9 protein-coding genes and 2 pseudogenes are annotated in these 10,051 nt (G+C 49.5%); 6 read left to right on the top strand and 5 right to left on the bottom strand.

The annotated features are described in order from the left end of the window. A pseudogene (locus tag K4A83_RS23090) lies at window positions 1-102 on the bottom strand (transposase); the annotation flags it as partial. A gap of 179 nt (window positions 103-281) precedes the next feature. Then, the gene (locus tag K4A83_RS06595) at window positions 282-419 is read right to left on the bottom strand and encodes a hypothetical protein (protein WP_265263661.1); all 138 of its coding nucleotides are present in this window, start codon (window positions 417-419) and stop codon (window positions 282-284) included. 150 nt (window positions 420-569) lie between these two features. Here K4A83_RS06595 and K4A83_RS06590 point away from each other — a divergent pair. Beyond that, window positions 570-1,589, top strand: a pseudogene (locus K4A83_RS06590) (NACHT domain-containing protein); the annotation flags it as partial. 226 nt (window positions 1,590-1,815) lie between these two features. Here the strand turns inward: K4A83_RS06590 and K4A83_RS06585 are convergent. Further along, on the bottom strand, window positions 1,816-3,165 hold the full coding sequence (locus K4A83_RS06585; protein ID WP_265263658.1) for a hypothetical protein: 1,350 nt from the start codon (window positions 3,163-3,165) through the stop codon (window positions 1,816-1,818). A gap of 278 nt (window positions 3,166-3,443) precedes the next feature. Continuing rightward, on the bottom strand, window positions 3,444-4,115 hold the full coding sequence (locus tag K4A83_RS06580; RefSeq protein ID WP_265263657.1) for a glutathione S-transferase: 672 nt from the start codon (window positions 4,113-4,115) through the stop codon (window positions 3,444-3,446). 46 nt (window positions 4,116-4,161) lie between these two features. On the opposite strand from K4A83_RS06580, the gene K4A83_RS06575 reads away from it, so the two are divergent. The 3 genes from K4A83_RS06575 (at window position 4,162) to K4A83_RS06565 (ending at window position 7,133) form a co-directional block, all read left to right on the top strand. Beyond that, a complete protein-coding gene (locus K4A83_RS06575) occupies window positions 4,162-4,848 on the top strand; it encodes a hypothetical protein (protein ID WP_265263656.1) in 687 nt (228 codons plus the stop codon). A gap of 2 nt (window positions 4,849-4,850) precedes the next feature. After that, complete coding sequence (locus K4A83_RS06570; protein WP_265263655.1) at window positions 4,851-6,686, top strand: peptidoglycan D,D-transpeptidase FtsI family protein; 1,836 nt, start codon at window positions 4,851-4,853, stop codon at window positions 6,684-6,686. Window positions 6,687-6,815: 129 nt separating this feature from the next. Further along, window positions 6,816-7,133 (top strand): hypothetical protein, encoded by a 318-nt coding sequence (locus tag K4A83_RS06565; RefSeq protein ID WP_265263654.1) that lies wholly within the window; start codon window positions 6,816-6,818, stop codon window positions 7,131-7,133. Window positions 7,134-7,195: 62 nt separating this feature from the next. On the opposite strand, the gene moaA is transcribed toward K4A83_RS06565, so the two are convergent. After that, the gene (gene moaA / locus K4A83_RS06560; RefSeq protein ID WP_265263652.1) at window positions 7,196-8,185 is read right to left on the bottom strand and encodes a GTP 3',8-cyclase MoaA; all 990 of its coding nucleotides are present in this window, start codon (window positions 8,183-8,185) and stop codon (window positions 7,196-7,198) included. Window positions 8,186-8,254: 69 nt separating this feature from the next. Here moaA and K4A83_RS06555 point away from each other — a divergent pair, with 69 nt between their 5' ends. Together K4A83_RS06555 and K4A83_RS06550 are read left to right on the top strand one after the other, a co-directional pair. Then, complete coding sequence (locus K4A83_RS06555; protein ID WP_265263651.1) at window positions 8,255-9,697, top strand: SLC5/6 family protein; 1,443 nt, start codon at window positions 8,255-8,257, stop codon at window positions 9,695-9,697. Between the two features lie 76 nt (window positions 9,698-9,773). Then, a complete protein-coding gene (locus tag K4A83_RS06550; RefSeq protein WP_265263650.1) occupies window positions 9,774-9,914 on the top strand; it encodes a hypothetical protein in 141 nt (46 codons plus the stop codon). Window positions 9,915-10,051 lie beyond the last annotated feature (137 nt).

Below are 10,051 nucleotides of genomic sequence, written 5' to 3'. Positions count from 1 at the left end.
ACGAAGGACTTTATTTCGGACAAATTGGGATGTCCTAATTGCTTCATTAATGGCGGTTATTTGTTGTGGTTTAGGGTAGACCTTAAACTCGTAGACAAACACGGATGATACTGAGTTAATGGATATCGAATATTATAATAACATGGAATTGAAAAATGGGTAATAAAAAGCCGTCCTGAAGGACGGGGCTTGTATCCCATTATTTTCGGTCAAAAGGAGATCAGAGTTTAACTCAACATACCGGAGGAATGGCTCGGGGCCGATCGCCACCCTCTCCTGATTCAGCATAAGGCATTACCTCGTCCCTCTGCTAAAAACAGCCGGAGTTGTGTGAGGGAGAGGATAGGGGCAAGGCGATCGCTAGGGGTTGCCTCCACCAGCTTAGGTTGACCGGAATCCGGATCATTACCGTCGATCACGGGTTGAGGTTTGCTCCAGTTCCAGAGGGAGTAAAGGGGCCTGAGCAACTGGAATTTTTATCCTGACTCCAGCTACGTTCAACGCGAGTGCGCCAGAATCATCAATGATCAAAATTCCCTTAGAATCATCACAGGGTTGAGGAGATGACTATGGATGGAAGGCGATCGCTCGTAAAATTAATCGTCGGTGGTAGCTGCGTCTTGGGTGGCGTGGCATTTCCCCCCTTACTCGCCGGAGAAGGGATTGTTTGGGGGACAGTCTTGGCAACTGCCCTAGGGAGTGTGGCTGCGGGCAATACTGCCAATGTCATTGATGCGTTACTCGATGGAAGAGAGGGGGAAGTCTCCCTAGAAAATCATGACTTAACCAAGGCGGTGGGAAAAGCCATAGCTGCCGTCATCACCCTCGCCGCCAAACAACAGCAAGGCAAAACCCGCCAATATTTAGAAAAAATTGCTGCCCAAGCCAAGGATAACTGGCTGCACATCGCCCAACAGGAACTCACCCAGCAACGTTACCCCGAACTGCGAGAAGCCAAACTCGACCAATTTCTCACCCCGGAAGAATTCCAACTCACCCAACAAGGCAACCTCACTGCTACAGAATGGGGGAATATTTTCATCCGCCTCAATATGAAAGCCTGTAAAGGGGGTGGGTTTCCCATTCCCCCAGAGGTGCGTCAAAAAGTCGCCGAATTACTGCATACCACCTTCCCCAAAGCCTTGCGAGAAACCCTTAAGGAAGACTTTGCCAATGATGGGAAAGCCTTTGCCGGGTTAACCTTGCAGTTACTCACCCGAATGCAGGCACAACTGAGTCAACTGCAAGCCAGTCAAGGGGGGATGAAGGCTGAGGAGTTCAGTCAAATTCTGCAACAGTTCCAGGAATTAGAAACCCAGTTACGGGGAACGGTTGCCCAGCAGCAGGCATTTTTTAACGATATTTCCCGCAGGATTGATTCGGGTTTTGCGGAAGTGTGTCACCAGTTGGGGGTGATGGAAACCACCATCACCGAATTGCTACAAAGCCTAGAGGAACGCCTAGAGGAGTTGCGCCAAGAAGTGACGGAATTTCGTCAAGAGGTGCGGCAGGGGTTCGAGTCGCTGCACAATCAACCGGGGGGGCGACAGTTATCTAAACAGGAGTATCGCCAACGTCAAAGTGTATTGGCATTAGCCAAAGATAGTCAAGCAGAATTTATAATTACAGGAGATGCCGATTTATTAATCTTGAAAGAGTTTGAAAGTACAAAAAACGTTGCTGCCTCTACTTGACAAAAGGCACACAAGCTTAACTTGTCAAAGTTGGGTAATAGGGAATAGGGAATAGGTAATTGTTCCCCCTCTTCCCTACTCCCCTGCTCTCGGGATTAGATACGCACTCGGGAAGCCTTAATTAAGGTTGGAGTTGATTCAGGCGATCGCGAGCAAATTTCTCCAATTCCTTGGCCTTCTCATGAGATGTCGTACCCGCCTGAACCCGATCCAACTCATTCAAGATCCCCTGCAACTGTGCCGCCACAAGACTCCGGTCCATATGTTCAGGATTGGCCGGAATCCCCGCAATAACCCGTTCTATGCCCTCCTGAGCCTTGGTTAAGGCCGCGTTAGCCTGTTCCTCGGCCTCTCGACGCAAGCGAATTTCACCCAGATTCTGGGTATATTGGGCAATCAAAGTCTGAGCCTGTAAATAGCCCTGACTTTCCTCTGGTGGAACCTTCTGCAACTCCTCAATCGCTCGTTCCCACGATTGCTCAATCTGTTGCCATTTACTAGCCGGATGGGGCGGATTCTGACTACTCTGGGCGGCGTGCCACGCAAACTGTTTCGCCACTGTCACCAAGGTACTGGAGCGCTCATTACTGGTTAGACTCCCCGCCACTTCCTGCAAATCCCGTTGGTAGGCGTGGAGTTTTTGTTGAGCATTCCGCCCAGCTAAAGTGTCCGGAGGCAGTTGCGTTAACTGATCAATGGCCGCCCGCCACGACAGCACCGCGTTTTGTTGTTCAGTTGGATTAGCCGCTTTTTGATAGTCAAGTTTCGACTCTTGAATCGCTTGCTCCGCCTGTTCGAGTTGTTGCAGGGCATTGGTTTCCTGAAAAACCTTCGCCTCCATGCGCCCCACACTTTTCCGGGCTTGCTCAAACTCATCAAAGGTAAAACGCCAAGTACAGCCGAACCAATTACAATAGGTAACGGGTTCATAGCCTAAAAACCAGACGGGAAGAGCGTTAAGGTGTCTTTTGGCTTCAGTCACCTTACGCGCTCCTAATTGGAAATCCTCCTTGCTGGTGGAACGATTAACCAGTTGATCAGCCTGTTCCACTTTCGAGACAGCTTGGCGATAGTTGGAGTCCATGCTGATGAAACTCGGCAACAGGAGAAGGGGGGCTGCTTTCGCAATGGGGCGACGAATGGGGGGAAAGGGGAGATTCACAACCCAGATGATTCCTAGTAGGCTGAGAATGAAAAGAATGGGGAATTTTAGCCCATCTAAGGCCGTCGTGGGGGATTGATGGGTCTTAGCGGCCTCGGCAATGACTTCATCGCTAAAGTCGGGAAACATATCTTTGACCGTGGCTGCTATTTCGGCTTCCGAGACCAATCGACCGGATCCGTTGCGAAGTTTGTCAAGGCGTTTGCGAACAATACGGAGTTCTACCTGAGCATCGAGGGGGGCTAAAGAAGCGCATTTTTCGGCTTCTTTAAGCAGGATATGGTAGGCACGATCGGTAATACGGGCCATTGTGTTTCTCCTGGCTACAAAAATCAATACTAGAAAAATTAATGGACAATTTCCGCTCTCAAGGGACGGAGATTTTTGAGTTAGGGCGGGCTGAAAAGAACCGGATGCTAGATGGAAGCAGAGCAAGCCCTAAATGTTCTAATGCTGACGCTATTTTGACATACTCCCGCCGTTAATTGCTTCGCTAACGGGGGAATCTTAAACTCGCGTTTAAGATTTCCTGCTTCACAGATTCTTGACTGGGCCAAGCTTCTAACGGGAGTCCTATGAGTGACATTTCAAGATAGCCCGGGGGGTAGGGGTTCGCCGCATTGGTGATGAATCTCCCCAATGCGGTGAAATAACCAAGGGTAGGACTGACGATATTCTGGAATTAAGGCTAAGGGACTTAAGAGGGCGGCGGCGGTTAAATCGGCTAGGGTTAATTGATTTCCCACGAGATAAGGCTGATCTTGCCAGTGGCCTAAAATCACCATGGCTTGTTCTAAACGGCATTGAGCCTGTTTCACGGCGGTTTCGGTGATGCCATATTGCCAGCGCACGACCTGAATCACCATCTGACTGGCGAGGGAGGGATCAATGCTTTTCCCGGCTCCGGCCCGGAAGTGATAGTAAACGAAACGGGTGGCGGTGCCAATGCTTTCATCAAGCCAGTCTTCTAGTAAATTCACCTGAGTTTGTAGGGTATGAGACTCGCCACATTGCCAAGAGGGTTCTGGACAAATTTGCTCTAGATAATGAAAAATAGCGGTGGAGTCTGCGATCGCCTCGGGTTCTCCCGCTTGTTGGGGCAATAACACCGGAACCGTATTCAGTCCCGTCAAAGGCTTAACCCGTAGTAAATGGGCTCCCGGAGTCAAATTTTCCACGGCAAAAGAAATTTTTTTATACCCCAAAGCTAAACGGACTTTGCGACAATAATGAGACGTACTAAACTGGAGCAGGAGCATGGTAATGAGTAAGATAAAACTTCAACAGATTTTCTAAAGTGGTATTATGACAGCTTCTCCCCGTCCCATTCGTTCTCTTCGAGACGCTACGCGAACAGCCCGATCCACCAAAACTCGTAAAGGATCGAACCCTCCTGCTCCTCCCCGCAACGGGGGCAGCAAGGTTGCTCGTCATCCCGCTTGGAAAGGATCTCCCACTCCCCCACCCCCCAACAATGTCGCTCAATTCCCCAAGCGACCTGTTCCCCGGCCCAATCCCTCCCCCCTCCAATCCTATCCCACCCCCAACCGTTCCCAACCTCCTCATCCGGGGTCACAACGGCGGGAAATGCCCCGTCCTACGCCCCTAAGACCTGTTGCCCCCCGTCCGAAACTGCCCATCTGGTTACGGGTATTACTGGGTATTCAACATGGGTCTTCTATTGTGACCTTTTGCCTCATTACGGCGGTTTTGATTGTCTACTCCTCCACCGTGTATATTCAGCAACAGTGGAGTCAAGATTACCGTAGACTAGAAAACCTCCAACGCGCTCAACGCAATCTAACTGTGGCCGATGAACTGCTCAAAAACCAACTCGCTCAACAGGCCAACCGTCCTGAAACGGGTATGGTTGCCCCGAGTCCGGATAATACCATCTTCCTACAACGGTCGATGGAGAGTCCTTTCACCTCTGAACCTGCTCCCACCACAAGGGATCATGAAACCACTTTTGTAACCCCTCTGGGATATTAGTAATGGCCGGATCCAAAGTCACTGTTTTACGTCCGAAAACCTCATCTTCTCGTCCTCATGCCTCGACTGTTCCTCCACAATCCCCGACTCCGAAGAAACAACGGAAAGGGGGCTGGGTGGGTCGGAATCGTAAAACAGGCCGTTTGCTTTGGAGTCGTTTGTTACTGGTGTGGGGTGCATTATTAGCGGGGAGTGCGGCCTTGGCGTTTCATCTCTACCAGTTGCAGATTGTGCAGGGCGATGAGTTTATGGAGAAGGCCCAGCAGCAACAGATGGTCTATATGCGCCCCTATGTGCCGCGACGACCAATTGTAGACCGTCATGGGAATGTCTTAGCCACAGACCGTTTAGTGTATAAGTTATTTGCCCATCCTAAGCTGTTCAAAATTCCGCCCGAGGAAATAGCGACTCGGTTGGCCCCCATTTTGGAACGGAATCCAGAACGGTTGTTGGAGGCGTTCCAACGGCGAGCGAGTGGGATTCCCATTGCCCATCGTTTGCCGGAAGAACGGGCGGATCAAGTGGCGGCCTTGGGGTTGGATGGTTTAGAGTTAATTCGTCAATATTCCCGTTTGTACCCCCAGCAGGAGTTAGCGGCGGAGATTGTGGGCTATGTGGATGTTGACCATAAGGGGCAGTCGGGGCTGGAATTTACCCAGCAGGATTTGTTGGAGCGCAATGTGCGCACGCTGCGACTGAATCGGGCGGGAAATGGGGCGCTGATGCCAGATCATATCCCGGAAGGGTTTATGAATTTTGATGATCAACGGTTGCAGTTGACTCTGGATATGCGTTTGCAACGGGTGGCTCGTTCCATCTTGAAACAACAGGTGACGAACTATCAGGCGAAGCGGGGGGCGGTGATTGTGATGGATGTTCGGGATGGCTCGATTTTGGCGTTGGTTACTGAACCGACGTTTGATCCCAATGAATATTCAAGGTATAACATCAATTTGTTTAAAAATTGGACGATTACGGACTTGTATGAACCGGGATCGACGTTTAAACCGATTAATATTGCGATCGCCCTCGACAAAGGCGTAATTAACGAAAATACCATTCTGGCGGATCCAGGTCGCGTTCAGATTGAACGCTGGGAAATCCGTAACCATGATTTTGAACGACGGGGAGGCCGCGGACGACTTAATTTAAGTGAAACCCTGATTTATTCGAGCAATGTAGCGATGGTTAACTTGGTTCGTAAAATGCGGGTTCAGGATTATTACGAGGCACTGCAAAATCTAAAAATGAACCAACGCATGGGCATTGAGTTACCGGGGGAATCGGCCGGACAACTCAAAAGTCCCCAACAGTTTTTTGCTTCTCCGGTGGAGGCGGCCACTAGCTCTTTCGGTCAAGGTTTTTCTCTCACGCCCCTGAAGTTAGTACAACTCCATGCGGCTTTAGCCAATGGCGGGAAGTTGGTCACGCCCCATGTTGTGAATGCCATGATTGATGGGGAAGGGAATGTAATGAAACGCCTTCCTCTCCCCAAACCGGAGCGCATTTTCTCGGAGGAAACGACAAACATTGTGATGCGCAAGATGGAGGATACAATTAATTCCTCTGCCGGGGCGACGGTGAAAATCCCCAATTATCGCCTTGGGGGTAAATCGGGGACGGCTCAGAAGGCGAGTCCGGCGGGGGGCTATTATAGTGATCTCAAGATTGTGAGTTTTATTGCTGCTTTACCTGTAGAAGACCCCAAATATGTTGTTTTGGCGGTGTTGGATGAACCCAAGGGAGATAATGCTTTTGGGTCTACGGTGGCTGGTCCGGTGGTGCGGGCGGTGAGTGAGGCGTTAATTGCGATTGAAGGGATTCCTCCGAGTCAGTGATGGGGAATTGGACATGGAGCAAAACCGCCGCGCATCCTAGGAATGAACGCTTTGGCGTAGCCTGTCCACAGGAAACAGCGTCAAAGGCAGAGTGTTCACAGTTGATCAGTGATTATGGAGTCAGGGGAAATGAATAAGAAAACCCGCAAGACGTTAGTTGACATTACCCCCCGTTTAATGGAGTTTCGTAGTCTGCCTAAAAAGACCCAAGAGGAGTTATTTCCTCTGTTGGGTTCTGTCGCCCAAAATGCGTTACAACTGATTGATGCGCTAGAAATTACGGGGGAAACAACCTATGAGGAATTGGCTATTCAGTTGGGTCAGAATCCCCAAACGATTTCCCAAAAACTCCACGCTTTGATTGAGGGGGGATATCCGATTCAATTGGATGAGCGCACGGCGATCGCTAAAACGGGCCGACTTCGACGCACGGCGAAGTTGCTTTAACAAAGTTGCTTTAACAAAGGTGTTGCGGAATTCCCCTTTCTCGCTGGCAGGGATGAGCCGGATTATCCCCCAATTTGGGACATGGTGCGGTGATAACTCCCATCTTCGGTTCCTGAATCGCGCAATTTAAAGTTAATCTCGGGCTTAAGTAGAATTAAGTCCTGTACTTGTTGCTGTAAAATACTCCAACTTACCCCTTCCCGTAGGGCTGATTTTAAGTTTAATTGTCCGGTTTCATTTAATAAACAAGGGCGTAACCAACCATCGGCGGATAAGCGCATTCGATTACAGCGATCGCAAAAACACTCAGACATCTGACTAATAAACCCCACAGTCCCCTGTGCGCCCGGAATGCGGAACACATCGGCTGGACCATTTCCCTGTACTTGACTGGCTTCTAGCCCCCATTGAGCGCGAATTTGTTGCCGTAACTCTTCTGAGGGAATCCAAGCGCGTTCGCCGAATAATTCTGGATTGCCAATGGGCATAAATTCAATAAACCGGATATGCCAAGGGCGATCGCAACTTAAGGCCGCTAAATCCAACACCTCCCCCTCATTCACCCCCGGAATCACCACCACATTAAGCTTTAAGGGGCTGAACCCCACCTCATAGGCTTTCTGTATGCCCGCCCAGACCCGTTTCCAGCGACTTTTGCCCCCGTTGCCGATGATTTTGTCAAAATTAGCCGAATTCAGGGAATCTAGGCTAATATTCAGCCGTCTTAGCCCGGCATTATAGAGGTCTTGGGCCATTTCCGGTAAGAGGAAACCGTTGGTGGTGAGGGCGAGATCCTCGGTTTCCGGCAAATTTGCGATCGCCTCCACTAAATCCACCACCCCCGGTCGCAGCAACGGTTCCCCCCCCGTCAGGCGAAATTTGCGAAATCCCACCGGAATAAACACCCCTTGTAACAACGCTAAAATTTCCTCCGTTGTGAGCAGATCCTGCTGGAGAATATAATCTAACTCTGCCCCTTCCGGCATACAGTATTGACACCGAAAATTACAACGGTCAATTAAGCTAATGCGTAGATAATCAATCGGATTCATTCGAGCTAATTTTCAGTAAAAATTCAGGATTCCTCAGTACAGTTAATTGGTTTAACATCAGCAGTCAACATGGAAGTCGTCTTAACTTGGACATTACTACTCGGTTACAGTTTTTTCATCTATCAAACGGTGCAGAAAACCACCCCCCATCGGGTTTCTGCCATTGCCTTTTTTCAGGGAGAGTCTGAACAAGGAACACCTCCCGGACTTTGGTTATTAGTATTTAGCGCCGCCATTAGTTGGATTTTTGCCAAGTCCATTGAAAATGCCGCCAGTTTGACCCAAGCTTTTGGCATTAGCGGGGGGATTGGCTATGGAATCTATTATCTCAGTTTTGTCACGGCCGGGATTGTGATTTATTTCCTGCGCTGTCGGGGGGGATATCATTCCCTGCCTCAGTTTTTGGTGGACAAATATGGGGGAGATTGTGCGAAATTGTTTTTAGGTGCGATCGCCATTCGTCTTTTTAACGAGGTGTGGTCAAACACCAAAGTCTTTTCCCTCTACTTTGGCCCCGAAGGCAGCACCGGATACTGGTTAGCCGCCCTCTGTGTTACAGCTTTTACCGTCTATTACAGTCTCCTCGGTGGTTTGCGTAGTAGTTTACTCACCGATGGCATTCAAATGATTTTAGCCGCCATTCTCCTCGTGATCATTCTAGGGTTTCTGAGTCCCACCCTGATCAGCCAAGGGTTGCCCCGCGTCCCCCCAGAAACCCACCATGCTGGTCTGACCTTTTGCGGCCTTGCCCTCGTCCAAGTCCTCAGTTATCCCTTTCATGATCCCGTCCTCACAGACCGCGCCTTTATAACCGCCCCCAAAACCATGTTAAAAGGGTTTATCTGGGCTGGATTGCTCAGTGGTAGCTTCATCATCCTCTTTAGTGTCGTGGGACTCTATGCCTTGCGCTTTGACCTACCCGGACAAGCGACCCTCAGCGTCCCTCAACTTTTTGGTTTACCCCTTCTCCTGATCTTCAACGCCATCATGTTAACCAGCGCTGGGTCTACCTTAGATTCCACCTTTTCCAGCGTGGCTAAACTATCCGGTCGTGATTGGTCCAATGCCGAAGGGCAACCCTCAGAAAATCAAGCCTATATTGGACGTTGGGCCATGATTATTATTGCCATTTTAGGCAACCTGCCCCTCTTAAGCATTTACTTAGGCGATCAAGTCGGTCCGGCCATCATTTTGGCTACTACGATTAGCGGAACAATGGTCATGGGATTAGCTCCCATTTTCCTGCTGGCCTTTTTACCCCGTGCCGGTCGTTTAAGTTTCCATCTCGCCTTTTGGATTGGTTTAAGTTTGGGCGTGTTACGGGTGGTTGAAAATGCCTTTGGTGTGGAAGTTTTCCCAGCTTGGGTTTCCTTGGGAACCGGTCGCTATGCCCTAGATTTAGGGGTCAATGTTTATGGTTTACTGCTCTGCGTTGGCGGGTATTTATTCGGGATGATTTTTCCTTCTCGACCCAACCAGAATAAGAGCATCTATCGAAATTATTCATCTTAACCATGAATGTTCTGCGTTGTTGCGGGTTTGGGGCTGTTGTTAGAGTGAATGTACTCCAGACAAAACCCCAAGCATTATGATTACTCATTCTTCCTCAACCCAACGCATTGAAACCCCGGTTATCCGTTGCCTAAAATGGTTTCTCCGGTTTAGTCGTTTTTACGGTCAGTTTATTACTACCCCTCCTCATCAACGCCATTGGGTCGGGCGTTCATAGGGTCTGCTGAAAAAAACGAATGCTAGACTCAACTAGGGAATAGGGAATTGATAATTGATAATTGATATTAGAAACCGGGTTTTTGCTAGGGTGTATCGAGAAAACTAGACAATGAACGCAACCCGGTTTCTGGCTAA

This window comes from Spirulina subsalsa FACHB-351, assembly GCF_026130165.1.
GTDB classification, from domain to species: Bacteria; Cyanobacteriota; Cyanobacteriia; order Cyanobacteriales; family Spirulinaceae; genus Spirulina_A; species Spirulina_A subsalsa_A.
This window is presented reverse-complemented; position numbering and strand designations above follow the sequence as displayed.

What these genes read in the sequence shown, in the direction of transcription:
- K4A83_RS06575 (WP_265263656.1), top strand. Translation starts at nt 4,162, where the DNA reads ATGACAGCTTCTCCCCGTCCCATTCGTTCTCTTCGAGACGCTACGCGA.
- moaA (WP_265263652.1), bottom strand. Translation starts at nt 8,185, where the DNA reads ATGAATCCGATTGATTATCTACGCATTAGCTTAATTGACCGTTGTAAT.
- K4A83_RS06585 (WP_265263658.1), bottom strand. Translation starts at nt 3,165, where the DNA reads ATGGCCCGTATTACCGATCGTGCCTACCATATCCTGCTTAAAGAAGCC.
- K4A83_RS06570 (WP_265263655.1), top strand. Translation starts at nt 4,851, where the DNA reads ATGGCCGGATCCAAAGTCACTGTTTTACGTCCGAAAACCTCATCTTCT.
- K4A83_RS06550 (WP_265263650.1), top strand. Translation starts at nt 9,774, where the DNA reads ATGATTACTCATTCTTCCTCAACCCAACGCATTGAAACCCCGGTTATC.
- K4A83_RS06555 (WP_265263651.1), top strand. Translation starts at nt 8,255, where the DNA reads ATGGAAGTCGTCTTAACTTGGACATTACTACTCGGTTACAGTTTTTTC.
- K4A83_RS06580 (WP_265263657.1), bottom strand. Translation starts at nt 4,115, where the DNA reads ATGCTCCTGCTCCAGTTTAGTACGTCTCATTATTGTCGCAAAGTCCGT.
- K4A83_RS06565 (WP_265263654.1), top strand. Translation starts at nt 6,816, where the DNA reads ATGAATAAGAAAACCCGCAAGACGTTAGTTGACATTACCCCCCGTTTA.